This window comes from Glycomyces harbinensis, assembly GCF_900101745.1.
In the GTDB taxonomy this organism is placed as follows: Bacteria; Actinomycetota; Actinomycetes; order Mycobacteriales; family Micromonosporaceae; genus Glycomyces; species Glycomyces harbinensis.
This window is the reverse complement of the sequence record NZ_FNAD01000002.1, coordinates 162,339-179,927: the sequence shown is the minus strand read 5'-3', so window position 1 is coordinate 179,927 and position 17,589 is coordinate 162,339. Positions and strand designations below refer to the sequence as shown.

16 protein-coding genes are annotated in these 17,589 nt (G+C 70.3%); 10 read left to right on the top strand and 6 right to left on the bottom strand.

Annotation, left to right across the window (positions count from 1 at the left end):
• Positions 1-105 precede the first annotated feature (105 nt).
• Positions 106-1,485 (top strand): alpha/beta hydrolase, encoded by a 1,380-nt coding sequence (locus tag BLQ63_RS04465; protein WP_143014763.1) that lies wholly within the window; start codon positions 106-108, stop codon positions 1,483-1,485.
• A 47-nt stretch (positions 1,486-1,532) separates the two neighbouring features.
• On the opposite strand, the gene lipB is transcribed toward BLQ63_RS04465, so the two are convergent.
• Positions 1,533-2,189 carry a lipoyl(octanoyl) transferase LipB gene (gene lipB, locus BLQ63_RS04460; protein WP_091029153.1) on the bottom strand — a complete coding sequence of 219 codons (657 nt, stop codon included), beginning with the start codon at positions 2,187-2,189 and terminating at the stop codon, positions 1,533-1,535.
• A 252-nt stretch (positions 2,190-2,441) separates the two neighbouring features.
• Here lipB and BLQ63_RS04455 point away from each other — a divergent pair, with 252 nt between their 5' ends.
• The 6 genes from BLQ63_RS04455 (at position 2,442) to BLQ63_RS04430 (ending at position 7,487) form a co-directional block, all read left to right on the top strand.
• Entirely contained in the window at positions 2,442-3,194 is a 753-nt protein-coding gene (locus BLQ63_RS04455; protein WP_091029149.1) for an amino acid ABC transporter ATP-binding protein, read from the top strand.
• A 48-nt stretch (positions 3,195-3,242) separates the two neighbouring features.
• Positions 3,243-4,184 carry a glutamate ABC transporter substrate-binding protein gene (locus BLQ63_RS04450; protein WP_091029145.1) on the top strand — a complete coding sequence of 314 codons (942 nt, stop codon included), beginning with the start codon at positions 3,243-3,245 and terminating at the stop codon, positions 4,182-4,184.
• A gap of 67 nt (positions 4,185-4,251) precedes the next feature.
• Positions 4,252-4,908: an amino acid ABC transporter permease gene (locus tag BLQ63_RS04445; protein WP_091029142.1), complete on the top strand. Its 657-nt coding sequence runs from the start codon at positions 4,252-4,254 to the stop codon at positions 4,906-4,908.
• Positions 4,909-4,921: 13 nt separating this feature from the next.
• Positions 4,922-5,836 (top strand): amino acid ABC transporter permease, encoded by a 915-nt coding sequence (locus BLQ63_RS04440; protein WP_091029139.1) that lies wholly within the window; start codon positions 4,922-4,924, stop codon positions 5,834-5,836.
• A gap of 134 nt (positions 5,837-5,970) precedes the next feature.
• A complete protein-coding gene (locus tag BLQ63_RS04435; protein WP_091029134.1) occupies positions 5,971-6,930 on the top strand; it encodes an ATP-binding protein in 960 nt (319 codons plus the stop codon).
• A 146-nt stretch (positions 6,931-7,076) separates the two neighbouring features.
• Positions 7,077-7,487, top strand: coding sequence for an SCO5389 family protein (locus BLQ63_RS04430; RefSeq protein WP_091029130.1), 411 nt, complete (start codon positions 7,077-7,079; stop codon positions 7,485-7,487).
• Positions 7,488-7,548: 61 nt separating this feature from the next.
• On the opposite strand, the gene BLQ63_RS04425 is transcribed toward BLQ63_RS04430, so the two are convergent.
• Together BLQ63_RS04425 and BLQ63_RS04420 are read right to left on the bottom strand one after the other, a co-directional pair.
• A complete protein-coding gene (locus tag BLQ63_RS04425) occupies positions 7,549-8,259 on the bottom strand; it encodes a TetR/AcrR family transcriptional regulator (protein WP_218125055.1) in 711 nt (236 codons plus the stop codon).
• A gap of 20 nt (positions 8,260-8,279) precedes the next feature.
• Complete coding sequence (locus BLQ63_RS04420; protein ID WP_091029125.1) at positions 8,280-8,681, bottom strand: hypothetical protein; 402 nt, start codon at positions 8,679-8,681, stop codon at positions 8,280-8,282.
• 145 nt (positions 8,682-8,826) lie between these two features.
• Between BLQ63_RS04420 and hisF the strand changes: the two genes are divergently transcribed.
• From hisF to BLQ63_RS04405, 3 genes are all read left to right on the top strand, one after another.
• On the top strand, positions 8,827-9,588 hold the full coding sequence (hisF, locus tag BLQ63_RS04415) for an imidazole glycerol phosphate synthase subunit HisF (RefSeq protein WP_091029122.1): 762 nt from the start codon (positions 8,827-8,829) through the stop codon (positions 9,586-9,588).
• A gap of 313 nt (positions 9,589-9,901) precedes the next feature.
• Positions 9,902-11,731, top strand: coding sequence for an ABC transporter ATP-binding protein (locus BLQ63_RS04410; protein WP_177154791.1), 1,830 nt, complete (start codon positions 9,902-9,904; stop codon positions 11,729-11,731).
• A complete protein-coding gene (locus BLQ63_RS04405; protein WP_091029119.1) occupies positions 11,728-13,506 on the top strand; it encodes an ABC transporter ATP-binding protein in 1,779 nt (592 codons plus the stop codon). Before BLQ63_RS04410 ends, BLQ63_RS04405 begins: the two co-directional genes overlap by 4 nt.
• 214 nt (positions 13,507-13,720) lie before the next feature.
• Here BLQ63_RS04405 and BLQ63_RS04400 read toward each other — a convergent pair whose 3' ends face one another.
• From BLQ63_RS04400 to BLQ63_RS04390, 3 genes are all read right to left on the bottom strand, one after another.
• Positions 13,721-14,707, bottom strand: a complete 987-nt coding sequence (locus BLQ63_RS04400) for a hypothetical protein (protein WP_091029115.1) — start codon at positions 14,705-14,707, stop codon at positions 13,721-13,723.
• A 107-nt stretch (positions 14,708-14,814) separates the two neighbouring features.
• A complete protein-coding gene (locus tag BLQ63_RS04395; protein ID WP_091029111.1) occupies positions 14,815-15,777 on the bottom strand; it encodes a quinone oxidoreductase family protein in 963 nt (320 codons plus the stop codon).
• Between the two features lie 47 nt (positions 15,778-15,824).
• Positions 15,825-17,585 (bottom strand): BCCT family transporter, encoded by a 1,761-nt coding sequence (locus BLQ63_RS04390; protein ID WP_091029108.1) that lies wholly within the window; start codon positions 17,583-17,585, stop codon positions 15,825-15,827.
• Between the last annotated feature and the right edge of the window lie 4 nt (positions 17,586-17,589).

Sequence of the window (17,589 nt, the reverse complement as noted above, 5' to 3'; positions counted from 1 at the left end):
ACGGCTTCCAGCGGCTCTGCCGCTGCCCGCGTTCTCCCGCTCCCGAGGCTGCGCTCACACGCGCTGGGCTCGGCGTGCGGCATTCGCCTCGGTTAGGCTGGCTCGGTGAGATTCCGGTGGTGGCGTGCGACGGTCCTGACGGCCGTCGCCGCATTGGCGCTCGTCTACCTCGCCGGCCTGACCCGCCTGGGCGAGGCCGAAGCCGACCAGCTCCAAGCGGTCCCCGTGCTCGCCGCCGACCCCGCCGAAGAGCTCGCCGCGCTCCGCGACGCCGCCCCGGTCCCCGGCGACGACCCCGCCGAAGCGCTCGAAGCGGCCCTGGCCGACCCCGCCGTCGCCGCAGCCCTCGTCGACACCCTCCCCGCCGCCGACTCGGGAGAACTCGGCGACGCCCTCGCCACCCTCTACGCCGCCGGCGGCGACCTCGACCCGGTCGAGGTCAACGCGTTCTTCACCGGCCTCGGCGAGGACGCGACCGCCTGGCTCGCCGTCCTCTACCCCTCGGTCGTCGCCGAGATGCCCGGCGCCCCCTTCGACGCCCGCATCACCGCGAACCAGCTCATCCTCGAAGCGACCACCGCGGCCTCCACCGCCTACGACAGCCCCGAGCGCCCCTGGACCGACGAGGCCGAGCGCCCCGCCCGCGAAGAGCTCGCCGCCCTCGCCGGCACCGGCCGCGAATTCCTGTACCTCGACCCCTACAACAACAACGGCGACGGCTCCTGGATCGAGGTCGTCGGCGACCTCGACACCGCGACCGACGTCGCCGTCCTCGTCCCCGGCGGCTCCGCCGTGCTCTCCAGCGAGAACTTCCAGCTCTACTACAACCGAGCCAAGTCCTTCGTGGACGCCGCCGACGGCGAGCTCGCGGTCGTCGTCTGGGCCGCCGCCTCCTGGCCCTCGGGCTGGGTCGAGGAGTCCTGGGCCTCCTGGTCCCAGGTCGCGGCCGAGAGCCTCGCCTCCTTCACGTTCGACCTGCGCAACCAGATCGGCGAGGACACCCCGCTCACCCTCGCCGGCCACTCCTACGGCGGCGCGGTCATCGGCTTCGCCGAGACCTACGACCTCGAGGCCGACCAGATCCTCCACATCGCCTCCGCGGGCATGGGCAACGACGTCTACGGCCCCGAGGACTACACCGAGCCGTGCCGCCCCCGCTACTCCATCACCGCCCCGGGCGACCCGATCTCCTACGTCCAGGGCATGCCCTACGTGCCGCTGCTCGGCCACGGCGCCGACCCCGACGACTTCCCCGGCGTCCAGAACCTCGAGACCGGCTCACTCTCCGACTCGCCCGACGCCGTCGACGACTACGGCCTGAACCTCGCCGACCAGGGACTCTCCGGGAAGGCCGTGGAGGGCGTCCACTCCCACTCCGAGGTCTTCTACCCCGAGTCCGACGCCTGGAACAACATCTACAAGGTCCTGCTGAACGAGGCGCCCGACCTCGCCATCGAGCAGCCCGAAGCCTACGAGGGCTGCTGAGCGCGCGAAAACGGGCGCGGCCGAGGCCGCGCCCGCCGCGTTGGCGTTCAGTCCCGCTCGAGCAGCAGGCCCAGGTGCTTCTCCACCACAGGGAGGACCTCCTCCACGGTGACGTCCCGGCCCAGCTCCTGCGACAGGCTCGTGACGTCCGCGTCGGTGATCGCGCACGGCGCGATCCGCTCCCAGTAGCTCATGTCCGGATTGCAGTTGAGCGCGAAGCCGTGCATCGTCGTCGCCCAGCGCACCCGCACCCCGATCGCGCAGATCTTGCGCTCCGGGCCCCGGTCGTCGGCCGGCAGCCACACGCCCGTGCGGTCGTGCATGCGCCCGCGCGCCGAGGTCACGCCGAACTCGTGGCACACGGCCGTGATCATGTCCTCGACGCGGCGCACGTAGCCGACCACGTCGACCTTCTTGCGCATCTTCATGATCGGATAGCCCACGATCTGGCCCGGCCCGTGCCAGGTGATCTGGCCGCCGCGGTCGACCGTGACCACCGGCGTGCCGTCCTGCGGCAGCGCCCACGTCTCGGTGCGACGGCCGGCGGTGTACACGCTCGGATGCTCCAGGAGCAGGACGGTGTCGCCGATCTCGTCGTCGATGCGGCGCTGCTGGAGCTCCTTCTGGTAGTCCCAGGCCTCCTGGTAGTCCACCAGGCCACGCTTCTCGACGGTGATGCTCGCGGTTCCCACGGGTGCGCTCATGGATCGACCCTAATCCCGCCGGGGCCCCTTCGGCCACCGGACGCCGCGAGCGTCACCTATGTTCCGAGGGCGCTTCGTTCCTGTTTTCGCCCGGTCCTTCTTTATGGGGCCGTTACTTAATTGCCGACTAGTTGCGGCCCTGCGCCGCCCCAGTGACCGCCCGTGAGCTGTCACACTACTATTCCTAAGGTACTTAAGGCTCAATCCGCTCGCCCCGCGACAGTCGAGGGTTACACGACCACAGGGATACGTATGGAAGCAACGCCGAAGGCTCCGATGGTCACCATCTCCGGCGTCAACAAGCACTTCGGGGAACTCCACGCGCTCAAGGACATCGACCTGACCGTGGACGACGGCGAGGTGGTGGTCCTCATCGGACCCTCCGGTTCCGGCAAGTCGACCCTCTGCCGGACCATCAACCGCCTCGAGACCGTCGACTCCGGCACGGTCACCGTCAACGGCAAGCCCCTCCCCGCCGAGGGCCGCGCCCTCGCGAACCTCCGGGCCGACGTCGGCATGGTCTTCCAGCACTTCAACCTCTTCGCCCACCTGACGGTCCAGCAGAACATCACGCTCGGCCCGGTCAAGGTCCGCCGCACCCCCAAGGCGAAGGCCGACGAGCGCGCCCGCCAGCTCCTGGAGCGGGTCGGCCTCAGCGAGAAGGCCGACGTCTACCCCTCGCAGCTCTCCGGCGGCCAGCAGCAGCGCGTCGCCATCGCCCGCGGCCTGGCCATGGACCCCAAGCTCATGATGTTCGACGAGCCGACCTCCGCGCTCGACCCCGAGATGATCAACGAGGTCCTGGACGTCATGCAAGACCTCGCCCGCGAAGGCATGACCATGGTCGTGGTGACCCACGAGATGGGCTTCGCCCGCCGCGCGGCCAACCGGGTCGTGTTCATGGCCGAGGGCCAGATCGTCGAGACCGCGACGCCCGACGAGTTCTTCGACGACCCGAAGACCGAGCGCGCCCAGGACTTCCTGTCCAAGGTCATGACCCACTAGAGCCACCCGAGACACCACACCGTTGGACCCCTGAGGAAGGAAACACCTATGCGTACGTTCAAGACCAGCCGCAGGGTCGCCGTGGCGGCTCTCGCCTCCGTGACCCTGGCCCTGGCCGCCTGTTCCGGCGAAGCGAGCCAGGACCAGGAGGAGCAGGACGAGCTCGAGGAGTCCGTGGGCGACTACGCCCTGGAGCAGTCCGCGGAGATCCCCGCGGGCTACATCCAGGCGATCCAGGACAAGGGCTTCATCAACGTCGGCGTCAAGTTCGACCAGCCGCTCATCGGCCAGATGAACACCGCCACCAACACCGTCGAGGGCATGGACGCCGAAGTGGCGCGACTGCTCACCCAGTACATCTTCGGGTCCGTCGACGAGGAGGGCGACGACGCGAACCTCAAGTTCGTCGAGACGACCTCCCAGAACCGCGAGACGTACGTCAACGACGGCACCGTCGACGTGGTCATCGCGTCCTACTCGATGTACCCCGACCGCCTGACCTCGTTCGACTTCGCCGGCCCGTACTTCGAGACCGGCCAGAACGTCATGGTCCAGGCCTCGAACACCGACATCAACTCGGTGGCCGACCTCGCCGGCAAGGACGTGTGCATCGCCGAGGGCTCCGGCTCGATCCAGAACCTCGAGACCGCCAACCCCGAGGCCAACATCACGCCGCTGGCCGACTACGCCGCCTGCGCCGAGGCCCTGGAGAACGGCCAGACCGACGCCGTCAGCACCGACGAGACGATCCTGTACGGCTTCACCGTCGACAAGCCGGACGTCTTCCGCGTGCTCGACTCCTCGAACATCTTCACCGAGGAGCCCTACGGCATCGCGATGCCCCTGGGCGAGACCGAGGCACGCATGTTCGTCAACGACATGATCGACGAGATCGTGGCCAACGGCGACTGGCAGAAGGCGTTCGACCTGACCTTCGGCGCCGCCGGCATGCCCGTCCCCGCCGCACTTCCGGCCCCGAACCGCTACTAGACCCGCAACCGTTCGGTAGGGCGGTGGCGCCTTCGGGCGCCACCGTCCGCCTTATGGAGGAGTCCGCTTGTTCGACAATTTCGATCTGATGGTCGCCGCCCTCGGTGCGGGCATGTGGACCACGGTGTGGGTCACCCTCACCAGCTACACGATCGCCCTCGCCATCGGCATGGTCCTCGTGGTCATGCACGTGAGCCCAGCCGTCCCGGCGCGCTGGGCCGCCAACGCCTACACGCAGCTGTTCCGCAACATTCCGCTCCTGGCGGTCCTGTTCATCATGTACTTCGGCCTGCCCAAGGTCGGGATCGTGGCCGACAACTGGGTCTGGGCGCTGCTCGGCCTCGGGATGTACACCGGCGCGTTCGTCGGCGAGACCCTGCGCTCGGGCATCAACTCGATCCCGCTGGGCCAGGCCGAGGCCGCCCGCTCGATCGGGCTGACCTTCGGCCAGTCGCTCAAGGGCGTCATCCTGCCGCAGGCCGTCCGCGCCGTGATCCCGCCGCTCGGCTCGCTCCTGATCGCACTGGTCAAGAACTCGGCGCTCGTGCTCGCGATCGGCGTGACCGAGCTGACGGCCCAGTCGCGGCGGCTCATCGAGGACAACGAGAGCCGCTTCGACCTGTGGGGCGTCATCATCGGCGTCACGGTCAGCTACCTCCTGATCGCCCTCGTCCTCAGCTATCTCGTGCGGCTCGTTGAAAAACGCACCGCCTTCGTCCGATGAGAGCAGGCCACTCATGAGCAGACAGAACGAGAGCACGGTCCTGTTCGACGCGCTCGGCCCCAAGGGCCGGCAGCGTTCCGCCATCGCCTCCGTCATCTCCGCGGTGGTCATCCTGGGCATCCTGGCGTACGTCGCGAGCGTGCTCGCCGGCGAGGGATTCTTCGAGTCGTCGCGCTGGGTCAACCCGCTCGACGCGCTGGTCGTCCAGAACACCTGGGTCCCGGCGATCCTCGACACCCTCCTGGCCTTCGCGCTCGGCTCGGTCCTCGCGCTCGTGCTCGGCGTCCTCTTCGGGTTCGGGCGCATCTCGCGATTCGGCCTGACCCGCTGGGCGTCCGCCGGCTACGTGCAGTTCTTCCGGGCGCTGCCGCTGATCCTGCTGATCTGGATCAGCTTCACCATCGACGGGCACTTCGGCTTCACCACGCACACGCTCGGGTGGAGCACCGAGGCGCGGCGCCTGACGTTCCTGGTGCTGGGCCTGGGCGTCTACAACGGCGCGGTCCTCGCCGAGATCCTGCGCGCGGGCGTGGCGGCCCTGCCGCCGGGCCAGGCCATGGCCGGCTACGCGGTCGGCCTGCGCCACGGGCAGGTCCAGCGGCTGGTCGTGCTGCCCCAGGTGCTGCGGAACATGCTTCCCGCGGTCCTGGCGCAGCTGGTGATCCTCCTCAAGGACACCTCGCTGGGCTACGTCATCACCTACCCCGAGCTGCTGCACTCGGCCAACATCATCGGCCGCGACTACGGCAACTCGTTCCTCCAGGCGCTCTTCATCGCCGCGTTCATCTACTTCGTGATGGCGTACGCCCTCTCGAAGCTGGTGGTCCTGGTCGAGCGCCGCATGAGAAAGAAGACCGCGGCGCCCAAGGCCGCCGCGCAGCTCGAATCGACGGTCGCCGGCGGTCAGGCCGGCGTCGGCGTCATCTGACCCCGTCCGTCTCGAAGGGCCCCGTCGACCTCAGGTCGACGGGGCCCTTTCCATATGAGCCGCAGTCGTATTCGGGGCCTGCTACCCTCTTGTTGAAATCAACAACCATTTTCAATTGGTAGGGGATCGAAGCGATGAAACTCGCCTTCGTCGGCAAGGGCGGCTCCGGCAAGACCACTATGGCCTCGCTGTTCGCGCGCCGCGCGGCCGCGCTCGGCCACCCGGTCATGGCCATCGACGCCGACATCAACCAGCACCTGGCCGCCGCGCTCGGCCTCGACGCCGAGGCCGCCGCGATGGGCCCGGTCCTCGGCGAGCACCTCGGCGACATCAAGGAGCACCTGCGCGGGACCAACCCGCTCATCCCGACGCCCGAGCTGATGCTCAAGACCACCCCGCCCGGTCCGGGCTCGCGCCTGCTGACCGTGGGGGAGTCGAACCCGGTGTTCGACGCGCTCTTCACCGAGCACGAGGGCATCCGCTTCGCCGCCACCGGCGGCTTCGTGGACGACGACCTCGGCGTGTCCTGCTACCACTCGAAGGTCGGGGCGGTCGAGCTCCTGCTCAACCACCTCGTGGACGGCCTCGACGAGTTCGTCGTCGTGGACATGGTCGCCGGGGCCGAGGCCTTCGCCTCCGGCATGTTCACCCGCTTCGACCACACGTTCCTGGTGTGCGAGCCGACCCTGCGCAGCGTCGGCGTCTACAAGCAGTACCTCGGCTACGCCGAGGACTACGACGTGCGGATCTCGGTGATCGGCAACAAGACCGACGACGAGGACGACGTCGCGTTCCTGCGCGAGCACGTCGGCGACGCCCTCCTCGGCTGGTGCTCGCGCTCGAAGTACGTCAAGGCCGCCGAGCGCGGCGGCGTCGGGCCCGTGGCCGCCCTCGAACCCGAGAACCTGGCCGTGGTCGACGCCGCCCGCGAGCGGGCCGTGGCCGGCGGCAAGGACTGGGCCAAGTTCACCCGCCAGGCGCACGACTTCCACCGCAAGGCCGCCCTCGCCTGGGGCAACGACCGCGCCGGCGTCGACCTGGCCGACCAGATCGTGCCCGGCTTCGTCCTCGGGGAGCACCTGCTCCGGGCGTAGACCGTCTGAACGACCGGCCCGGCCGCACAGCGCCGTGCGGCCGGCCTGGACGGCCCGGGCCACGGGACTCGTCTGCGTCGATTACCCGACAGCGGACGGTGACCGGACCGAGCACAATGAACCGATTCGAACCGAGAGGAGAACGCATGTCCCTTGACGTCTCTGAAGACCTGCTCCACAAGGCCGAGGCAGGGGAGGTCGGCGACGCCGACTTCATCGACTGCGTGAAGCAGTCGCTGCCGTTCGCGTGGGAGCTCATCGCGAAGGTCGTGAACGACCTGAAGAACGGGGTCGTCTCGTCGAGCGGCTCGACGCAGTTCGCCGACAACACCACCCCGCCCCCGGACGAGCAGGCGCGCGGCCAGCTGCTGCGGGTCCTCGCCTCGGACGCCATGCGCGGGGCGCTGGAGCGCCACTACGGCGTGAAGCTCGCCTTCCAGAACTGCCACCGGATCGCGGCGTTCCCGGCGGCGGAGGTCGACTCGGACACCTACCGCAAGTTCATCTCCCCGCGCGGGCAGCTGCTCAACCAGTCGCCGGAGCTGCGCGACTGCTGAGCCCGGTGCGTCGGGCGGACTGCGAGGCCGGCGGGACGACGTCCCGCCGGCCTTCGGCGTCTCAGGCCGGGCGGCGGGTGATGAGGAAGTCCCTGACCAGCTCTTCGCCCTGCGCCACCAGGGGCCGCAGGATCTTCAGGCGCGAGAGCGCGACCACCCGGGCGACCAGGGGCGCGGTGCGCCGGGCCAGCTCGCGGGACTTCTCCTGGCCGGGGGAGTTGTCGTAGACCCAGTACAGGACCACGACCATCTGGTGCAGCCACAGCATCTCGGGCAGGATGTCGGCCATGTCCTTGGGCACCTTGGTCTTCGAACCCGCCAGGACCTCCTGGTAGAGCGCGATGTCCCGGTCGCGGGACTCGGAGGAGTCCTCGGAGAAGGGGCTCAGCGGGCTCGAGGGGTCGGCCGCGTTGCGGAAGAACTGGCCCGCGAACGCGTGGTAGGGCCCGGCGATGTCGAGCCAGGCCAGCAGGGCCGCCTCGATGCGCTCGGCGAGGGTCTCCTTGCCTTCGAACAGGGTCGGGGCCAGCTCGGCGTGGCGCATGGTCGCCTGCTCGTAGAAGCCCTGGATCAGGTGCTCCTTGGACTTGAAGTAGTAGTACGCGTTGCCCACGGACACACCGGCTTCGGCGGCGATCGCCCGCATCGTGGTCTTGTCGTAGCCGCGCTCGGCGAACATCTCGAGCGCCACGTCGATGATGCGCTGGCGCGTCCGCTCGCCCTTGGTCGAAGGGCGGGCGGACGCGTCGGGAGACTCGGCTTCGGTGCTCACGAAGGCGATCCTACTTTGGGTCAGGCCCCGTGAGGCCTGGGCTGCGGCGGCTCCAGCGCGGCGAGCGCGCGGGCGTCGACGTGGCCGCGCTTGCGGAAGCCGTTGAGCACGGCCACGTTGACGACGTGCAGGAGCCCGAGGACCAGGAGCACCGCCCCGATCTTGACGGCGACGGTCTCGAAGACGCCGCGGGCGTCGGCGATCGGGTCGCCGGTCCGCAGCCACAGCGCCACGAACCCGAAGTTGAGGAGGTAGAAGCCGACCTGGAGCAGCTTGTTGACGGCCTGGGCGAGCTGCTCGTCCCCGGCGAAGACGTCCTTGATGAAGTGGTAGCCGTTCGCGCCGAGGGTGCGGGCGACCCAGATGGTGAGCGGTACGGCGACGAGGAGGTAGGCGATGTAGGCGACGACCGTCATGTCCATGACAGTGCTCCGATCTCAGGGGGAACTCGTGAGTTGAACGTGTTCAACTCTTGGGATCAACCTACTCCGCGTCTTGAACACGTTCAAGTTCGGATGCCGAAATATGGCGGACGCCACGGAAGGGCCTGCACGGTAGGCTGGCCGCGTGACAGTTGCGGTGCGTGTGATCCCCTGCCTGGACGTGGACGCCGGGCGGGTCGTCAAGGGCGTCAACTTCGAGAACCTGCGCGACGCGGGCGACCCGGTCGAACTGGCGGCCGCCTACGACGCGGCCGGCGCCGACGAGCTGACCTTCCTCGACGTCACGGCCTCCTCCGACGACCGCGGCACCATGATGGACGTGGTCGCGCGGACCGCCGAGCAGGTCTTCATCCCGCTCACCGTCGGCGGCGGGGTCCGCACCCCCGAGGACGTGGACCGGCTGCTGCGCGCGGGGGCCGACAAGGTCGGCGTGAACACCGCCGCCGTCAGTCGGCCCGAGGTGATCGCCGAGATCGCCGACCGGTTCGGCAACCAGGTGCTCGTGCTCTCCGCCGACGTGGCCTCCGGCGCCGCCACCGATTCGGGCTGGGAGGTCACGACCCATGGCGGGCGCCGCCGCACCGGCATCGACGCGGTCGAGTGGTGCGCCAGGGCCGCCGAGCTCGGCGCGGGCGAGATCCTGCTCAACTCGATCGACGCGGACGGCACCAAGGCCGGCTTCGACCTGCCGCTCATCGCGGCCGTGCGCGCCGCGGTGACCATCCCGCTCATCGCCTCGGGCGGCGCGGGCAAGGCCGCCGACTTCCCGCCGGCGGTCGGCGCGGGCGCCGACGCCCTGCTCGCGGCCTCGATCTTCCACTTCGGCGACGTGGCGATCGGCGAGGTCAAGCGGGAGCTGCGGCACGCGGGCCACCCGGTCCGCTGAGGCCGAGCCCACTCGATCCCACTCGTTCGGGTGACCGGGCCGCTGCGCGCGGCCGAACTTGTCGCACCCGCGCGGGAGGATCGCACCTACTGTTCCCCTCCGGGTGGGTGGGGGCTGGGGATGGTCGTCCCGGGCCCGCGGCCATCGACACCGGCAGTCATCGACACCAGACCCGCGGGTGATGTCGCGCAGACGACTTGTTACGCGTTTGCTTCTGTCGGGGGTGCGAGGCATGATTGCTAGCGGTCGCTTGCCGACCGGCTAGCCAGTGCCGCCAGGAGCCTGGCGAGCACGCCCACCCACCGGAGACCCAATGACGCTGCCCACCGGCGACTCCCTCGACGACCAACCCGCCGACGACCGCATCCTCCGCGCGGGGCTGCGCAACCTCGGCGACATGATCCGGCTCGCACCCAAGCCCTTCGCCGTCGGCGCCGCCGGAGCCATGGTCAACACCGGGATGACCCTCTTCCTCTCCTACATCATCGGCTGGGTCGTCGCCTCCATCGCCGTCCCCGCCTACGAAGACGGCGAGGTCGTCCTCGGCACCGTCCTCATCGGCGTCGCCGCACTCCTGGGCACCTCGATCATCCGCTTCTCCTCCATGTGCGCGCGCCGCATCGGCGCCGGCGTCATGCAGTTCGGCGTCCAGGCCCACTGGCGCCGCCGCATCACCCGCCGCTACCTCGCCCTTCCGGTCTCCTGGCACCAGAAGCACCCCACCGGGACCCTCCTGTCCAACGCGAACGCCGACGTCGAGGCCGCCACCCGCCCCCTCGCCCCGCTCCCCTTCGCGTGCGGCACCCTCTTCATGGTCGCCGTCGCCATGGTCGCCTTCTTCACCATCGACTGGGCCGTCGCCCTCGTCGCCCTCGGCATGTTCCCGGCCCTGTTCGCGCTCAACGCCCTCTTCGCCACCAAGATGGCCCCCCGCGCCAAGCGCGCCCAGGAACTGCGCGCCGAGGTCTCCGCCGTCGGCCACGAGTCCTTCGACGGCGCCCTGGTCGTCAAGGCCATGGGACGCGAAGCCGCCGAGACCGAGCGGTTCAGCACCACCGCCACCGACCTGCGCGACGCCATGATCGGCGTCGGGCGCCTGCGCGCCGCGTTCGAACCGGCCATCGCCGGACTCCCCGAGATCGGCGTCCTCCTCGCCCTCCTCGTCGGCCTCGCCCGCTTCGAAGCCGGCGCGATCAACCTCGAGCAGCTCGTCACCGTCTCCTTCATGTTCTCGGTGCTCGCCTTCCCCGTCCGCGCCATCGGCTGGGTCCTCGGCGACCTCCCCGGCTCGGTCGTCGGACGCCGCCGCGTCGACCACGTCCTCTCCGCCACCGGCGACATGTCCTACGGAGACAAGGAGCTCCCCGACACCGGCGCCCCCGCCCGGCTCGAGTTCGACGCCGTCGCCTACGCCTACCCCGACGGCCACGAGTCGCTCCACGACGTCTCCTTCACCGTCGAGCCCGGCACCACCGTCGCCCTCGTCGGCGCCACCGGCTCCGGCAAGTCCACCCTCGCCCACCTCGCCGCCCGCCTCGTCGACCCCACCCGCGGCGAAGTCCGCCTCGACGGCGAGGACCTGCGCGGCCTCACCCACGCCGAACTCGCCCGCACCACCGCGCTCGTCCAGCAGATCCCGTTCGTCTTCGACGACACCGTGCGCGCCAACCTCGCCCTCGACCGCGACGGCGTCGACGACGACCGCCTCTGGGACGCCCTCGTCGCCGCCGGCGCCGAGAAGTTCACCGCCTCCCTCGAAGCCGGCCTCGACACCGAGGTCGGCGAACGGGGCACCACCCTCTCCGGCGGCCAGCGCCAGCGGCTCACCCTCGCCCGCGCCCTCGCCGGGCGCCCGCGCCTCCTCGTCCTCGACGACGCCACCAGCGCGGTCGACCCGAAGGTCGAGTCCCAGATCCTCTCGGGCCTCAAGGACTCCTCCGAGGCCGCGAGCGTCCTGGTCGTCGCCTACCGCCGGGCCACCATCGCGCTCGCCGACGAGGTGGTCTTCCTCGAGGGCGGCCGCATCACCGCGCGCGGTCCCCACACGGAGCTGCTGCGCACCCACCTGCCCTACGCCCAGCTCGTGACCGCCTACGAGCGGGCCGAGGCCGAGCGCGAATTCGATGAGGAGAACGCGGCGTGAGCGCGTCAGAAGACACCCAGCCGGGCCCGCTGCAGACCGTCAAGCGCGGCCTCCAGCTCTCCCCGGAGCTGCGCACCGGCCTGGCCTTCACGGTGTTCCTCGCGGCCGTGACGGCCCTGGGCCGCCTGGTCGTGCCGATCGGCGCCCAGCAGATCCTCGACCGCGGCCTGCTCGGCGAGGGGGGCCCCGACCTCGGCTTCGTCATGGTCGTGGCCGCGCTCGGCATCGCGGCCCTGATCGTCACGACCGCGGCGAACTACGTGATGAACCGGCGCCTGTTCGTCGTCTCCGAGCACGCGCTCGCCAATCTGCGGCGCAAGACGTTCCGGCACATCCACGACCTGTCGATGCTGCACCAGCAGTCGGAGCGGCGCGGGGCGCTGACGGCGCGCGTGACGACCGATATCGACCAGGTGAGCCAGTTCCTCCAGCAGGGCGGCATGGTCCTGGTGACCTCGGCGGCGCAGATCATCGTCGCGACGGTGGTCATGGCGATCTACTCGTGGCAGCTGGCGATCGCGGTGTGGATCGTGTTCATCCCGGTGACGTGGCTGATCAAGTGGCTTCAGAAGCATCTGGCGGCGGCTTACACGGACGTGCGCCGGAGCGTCTCGAAGATGCTCTCGGCGGTCTCGGAGTCGGTGGTCGGCGCGGGCACGGTGCGCGCGTACGGGGTCGCCTCGCGCACGAGCGAGCGCCTGGACGCCTCGATCGACGAGCACCGGCGCGACCAGACGCGGGCGATCAGCCGCTCGGCGTTCTCGTTCGGCGCGGGGGAGCTGGTCTACCTGGGCGTCAACGCGGTCGTGGTGGTCCTGGGCGCGTTCCTGGTCGCCGGCGGCTCGATGACGGTGGGCGGCCTGACGGCGTTCCTGTTCCTGGTGGTGCTGTTCACGCAGCCGGTGGTCATCGGCACGGAGACGCTGAACGAGGCGCAGAACGCGGTCTCGGGCTGGCGCCGGGTGCTCGACATCATCGACACGCCCCCCGACGTGGCCGACCCGGTGGACGGCGTGGACCTGCCCGACGGGCCCTTGGGGGTCCGCTTCGAGGGCGTGCGGTTCGCGTATCCGGGCGGCGAGGAGGTGCTGCACGGCATCGACGTCGAGATCCGGCCGCACTCCAAAGTGGCCGTGGTCGGCGAGACCGGTTCGGGCAAGACGACGTTCGCGAAGCTGCTGACGCGATTGATGGACCCGACTTCGGGCCGCGTGCTGCTGGGCGGCACGCCGCTGCGGGACGTGGTGTTCGCGTCGCTGCGCGGGCGGGTGACGATGGTGCCGCAGGAGGGCTTCCTGTTCAACGGGACCCTCGCCCACAACGTGCGCTTCGCGCGCCCGGAGCTGACGGACGCGGAGATCTACGTGGCGTTCGCGGAACTGGGCCTGCAGGACTGGGTCGAGACGCTGTCGAACGGCCTGGAGACGGAGCTGGGCGAGGGCGGCGCGAACCTGTCGGTGGGGGAGCGGCAGCTGGTGTCGCTGGTGCGCGCGTACGTCGCGGACCCGGACCTGCTGGTCCTGGACGAGGCGACGAGCGCGGTGGACCCGGCGACGGAGCTGCGGCTCTCGGCGGCGCTGGACGCGGTGACGCGGGGGCGCACGACGGTGATCATCGCGCACCGCCTCTCGACGGCCGAGACCTCCGACGAGGTGCTGGTGTTCGACGCGGGGAACCTGGTCCAGCAGGGCCCGCACGGGGACCTGGCGGCCGAGGAGGGTTCGGTCTACGCGGGCCTGCACGGCTCGTGGGTGGAGCAGACCCGCTCGAGCTGACCGGCAGCGTTCGACCGGCGTGCCGCTCGAACCGGGCGGGTGCGCTCGATCTGACGACATGGGGAAGGGCCGCAACGGTGTTCTGTTGCGGCCCTTCGCCGTTCAAGTCGGTCGTCCGGTCGGTCCAGTCAAGCGGGTCGTCCCGGTCATGCGGTTCGCGCGGTGGCGCGGCCGCCGTGGCGGCCCGGCGATCGGGCGACCGCTCCGGCTCATGTCAGGATTCTGCGCGGCGCCTTCGCATGGCGGCCATGATGAGCGCTCCGACGCCGATGGCCGCGAGGCCGCCGAGGATTGCGGTGAGCAGCGGCGCGCCCGTGATCGGGAGCGTCGGCAGGCCGAGAGGCCCGTCGCCGCTCGGGTCCTCGTTGCCGACCGGCATCGCCGGGTCGGCGGTCGGGTCCCCGCCGGGCCCGTCGCTCGGGTCGTCGGAAGGGCCGTCGGACGGGTCGTCGCTCGGGCTGGGGTCCGGGTCCGGGATCGCGAGTTTCGCGAACCAGGTCTGGTAGACCGGGAACCCGCTCAAGGCGCTGAAGGAGAAGGTGAGCGTGCTGATCGGGGCCGTGGGCTGGAACCAGCCGGTGCCGCCGGTCTCGTCGACGCCGTCGCCCGAGAGCGTGCCCGAGCCGCCGTTCTGCTCGGTGGTGGTCCACGTCGGCGTGTGGAAGTTGGTGACCCCTGAACAGGCGCTGGGCTTGGGCGAGGTGTCGCAGAAGTTGAACGAGCCCTGGTATCCCAGGGCGCTCGCGGGCAGTGCGCTCCCGTCGGCGCCGGTGGCCGTGATCGTGACGGTGTCGGCGTCGATGTCGCCCAGGGCGAAGCCCCAGCCGCTGGAGGGCGTCGGGTCCTCGAAGGTGTAAGTGGTCGATGAGGCGTTGCCGGGCGTGTCGGTCCTGGGTCTGATGAGCGGGTAGCCCTGGTCCTGGCTGGAGCCGAAGACGGCGCCGAAGCCGGCGGCGGGGCCCAGCCACGTGTTCGCGCCCGAGCGCAGGCCCGAGTCGGCGCGGGCGTCGCTGGTGAAGGTCGCCTCGGGAAAGTTCCCCGGCAGGGTCATCGTCCCGGTGTAGGCGCGGCTGACGCCCGTGAAGGTCCAGGTCGCGTAGCCGGCCTCGTCGTCCTGGGCCCGTGCGGGGGAGGCGGTCGCCAGCAGCACGGCGCTGACCGCGCCGATGAGCCGCAGGCGCCGGCCTGTCGCTTCGTTCACGTTCGGTGGTCCTCCTGGTTTCGCGCATGACTGCGGGACCCCAGGATCATATGGCAAGGATCATTGCAAAAAGGACATTGCAAACGTGTGTTCGCGAGCCCCGCGCCCTACGGGATGAGCAGGAGCTTCCCGGTGGTCTTGCGGTCCTCCAGGGCCTGGTGCGCCTCGGGGGCCTCTTCGAGGCGGAAGGCCTCGCCGACGCGGACGAGGAGGTTGTCGTCCTCGATCATCTGGAAGACCTCGGCGGCGCGGTGGAGGTACTCCTCGCGGGTCGCGGTGAAGTCCGCGAGCGTCGGGCGCGTGAGGATCAGCGATCCACCCTTGTGGAGCACCTGCGGGTCGACCGGAGGGACGGGGCCGCTGGCCTGGCCGAACAGGGCCATGACCCCGCGGCGCCGCAGCGACGACAATCCCTCGTCGAAGGTGGTCTTGCCGACGCCGTCGTAGACCGCGGCGACGCCCTCGCCGCCGGTGAGCTCGCGGGCCTTGGCCCCGAACCCCTCGTAGCGCATGACGTGGTCGGCGCCGTTCTGGCGCGCCAGCTCCGCCTTCGCGTCCGTCGAGACCGTGGCGATGACCCTGCCGCCCTTCACCTTCACCATCTGGGTGAGCAGCAGGCCCATGCCGCCGGCGGCGGCGTGCACGATGACGGTGTCGCCCTCCTGCACGTCGTAGACGGTGTTGCACAGGTAGTGCGCGGTCAGGCCCTGGAGCATCACGGCCGCGGCCGTCTCGACCGCGACCTTCTCGGGGACGGCCACGAACTGGTCGGCGTCGCCGACCACGAGGTCCGCATAGGAGCCCGGCACGCTCTTCCAGGCCACCTCGTCGCCGACGGCGAACTCGGTGACGCCCGCGCCGACGGCCGCGACATAGCCGCCGCCCTCGAGGCCCGGCGTGAACGGCAGCGGCAGCCCGTAGGCGCCGGTGCGGTGGTAGACGTCGATGAAGTTGACGCCCGCCGCGGCGACCCTGACCGCGATCTGACCGGGCCTCGGGCCCGGGTCCTCGCCCTCCAGCAGCCGCATCACGCCCGGCCCGCCGGTCTGCTCGACCACGATCGCCTTCATGAGAGTTCCTTCCGCCGCAGGTCCACTCAATCTAGCGGCCCCGCCCGCTACTCGTCCGTCCCGGTCCGGGATCCCTTCTTGACGCCGAAGCGCAGGCGCCCGCGCCCCCACGGGTTCGAAGGCGTGCTGCGCGAGTCGAACTCGTCGCCCACCAGCTTGCGGATCGCGTCCCGGAAGCCCTTCTGCCGCATGTGGTGCCGCAGCGGGTTCGCGGCCGGGTCGACCGTGAGCTCCTTCATCAGCGCCACGCACAGCGCGAGCATGACCACGACGAACGGCAGCGCCACGATGATCGTCGCGTTCTTGAGCCCCTCGAGGCCGCCCGAGAGCAGCAGCACCGCCGCGACCGCCCCGATCGTCGCCCCCCAGAACACCACCAGGGGCTTCTTGGGCGCCAGCGAGCCGTGGCTCGACAGCGACCCCAGCACCAGCGAGGCCGAGTCCGCGCCCGTCACGAAGTAGATCGCCACCAGGATCATCGAGAGCCCCGACAGCAGGCCGTACAGCGGCAGCGAGTCCAGCAGCGCGAACAGCGCGTACTCCTCGCCCCGGCCCAGCGCGCCGCTGTAGTCCGCCGACCCGTTCGACTGCTTCCACAGCGCCGTCCCGCCCAGGATCGCGAACCACACCGTCGAAGCGGCCGAAGGGATCAGCAGCACCCCGACGATGAACTGGCGGATCGTGCGGCCCCGCGAGATGCGGGCGATGAACGTCCCCACGAACGGCGCCCACGACAGCCACCACGCCCAGTAGAAGATCGTCCAGGCCGCCATCCAGTCCTCGCCGCCGAACGCGCCCGTGACGCTGGAGAGGTTCACCAGGCTCGACAGGTACCCGCCGACCGCGTTCGGCCAGGCGTCCAGGATGAACAGCGTCGGCCCCGCCAGGAACACGAACAGGATCAGGAACACCGCGAGCACCACGTTCAGCGTCGACAGCCACTTCACGCCCCGGTGCACGCCCGAGAACGCCGAGGCCACGAACGCGGCCGTCAGCGCCGCGATGACGATGACCTCCAGCAGCTTCGAGTCCGGCACGCCCACGACGATGTTCAGCCCCACCGCGACCTGGAGCGCCCCCAGGCCCAGGCTCGCGGCCGTCCCGAAGACCGTGGCGAACACCGCGAGCAGGTCGATCGTGCGGCCCACCGCCGGACCCCAGCGCTTCCCCGCCGTCAGCGGCTCGAACGCGTCGCTCATGTTGTTGCCCCGCTGCTTGCGGAACGTCGAGTACCCCAGCGCCAGCCCGGCCACGGCGTAGATCGCCCACGGGTGCAGTCCCCAGTGGAAGTACGAGTAGACCAGCGAGCCCTCCTGGAGCTGGTCGCCGTAGAACGGGGACTGCGGGTTGAGCTGCAGCGGCGGGGGCGCGTCGAAGTAGTGCGACAGCGGCTCTGCCACGCCGTAGAACATCAGGCCGATGCCCATCCCCGCGGCGAACATCATCGAGATCCACGGCAGCGTCCCGAACTCGGGCTCCTCGTCGGCGTTCGCGGCCAGCTTGATGTTGCCGTACCGGCTCGCCGCGATGTAGATCGCCAGCACCAAGAAGATGTTGCCCGCGATGATGAACAGCCACCCGAAGTTCGAGATGACCCAGTCCAGGGCCGCGGTCGAGCCGTCCTCGAACTGCTCGGGGAAGACCGCGCCGAACACGATCACCGCGAGCGTCACGACCGCGCTGATCCAGAACACCGGCTTGTCCACCGGCAGCGTCGCCTGCCGCTCCTCCTCCTCGATCGGAGGCACCGGCGCTTCGGCCTCGGCCTCCTCCGGCTCGGACGCTGCGGGCGAATCGTTCGTTGCCATGGGG

Bases quoted from the DNA above. Each gene is read 5' to 3' on its own strand.
- lipB (WP_091029153.1), bottom strand. From the start codon at position 2,189: ATGAGCGCACCCGTGGGAACCGCGAGCATCACCGTCGAGAAGCGTGGC.
- BLQ63_RS04435 (WP_091029134.1), top strand. From the start codon at position 5,971: ATGAAACTCGCCTTCGTCGGCAAGGGCGGCTCCGGCAAGACCACTATG.
- BLQ63_RS04440 (WP_091029139.1), top strand. From the start codon at position 4,922: ATGAGCAGACAGAACGAGAGCACGGTCCTGTTCGACGCGCTCGGCCCC.
- BLQ63_RS04390 (WP_091029108.1), bottom strand. From the start codon at position 17,585: ATGGCAACGAACGATTCGCCCGCAGCGTCCGAGCCGGAGGAGGCCGAG.
- BLQ63_RS04395 (WP_091029111.1), bottom strand. From the start codon at position 15,777: ATGAAGGCGATCGTGGTCGAGCAGACCGGCGGGCCGGGCGTGATGCGG.
- BLQ63_RS04455 (WP_091029149.1), top strand. From the start codon at position 2,442: ATGGAAGCAACGCCGAAGGCTCCGATGGTCACCATCTCCGGCGTCAAC.
- BLQ63_RS04410 (WP_177154791.1), top strand. From the start codon at position 9,902: ATGACGCTGCCCACCGGCGACTCCCTCGACGACCAACCCGCCGACGAC.
- BLQ63_RS04420 (WP_091029125.1), bottom strand. From the start codon at position 8,681: ATGGACATGACGGTCGTCGCCTACATCGCCTACCTCCTCGTCGCCGTA.
- BLQ63_RS04450 (WP_091029145.1), top strand. From the start codon at position 3,243: ATGCGTACGTTCAAGACCAGCCGCAGGGTCGCCGTGGCGGCTCTCGCC.
- BLQ63_RS04430 (WP_091029130.1), top strand. From the start codon at position 7,077: ATGTCCCTTGACGTCTCTGAAGACCTGCTCCACAAGGCCGAGGCAGGG.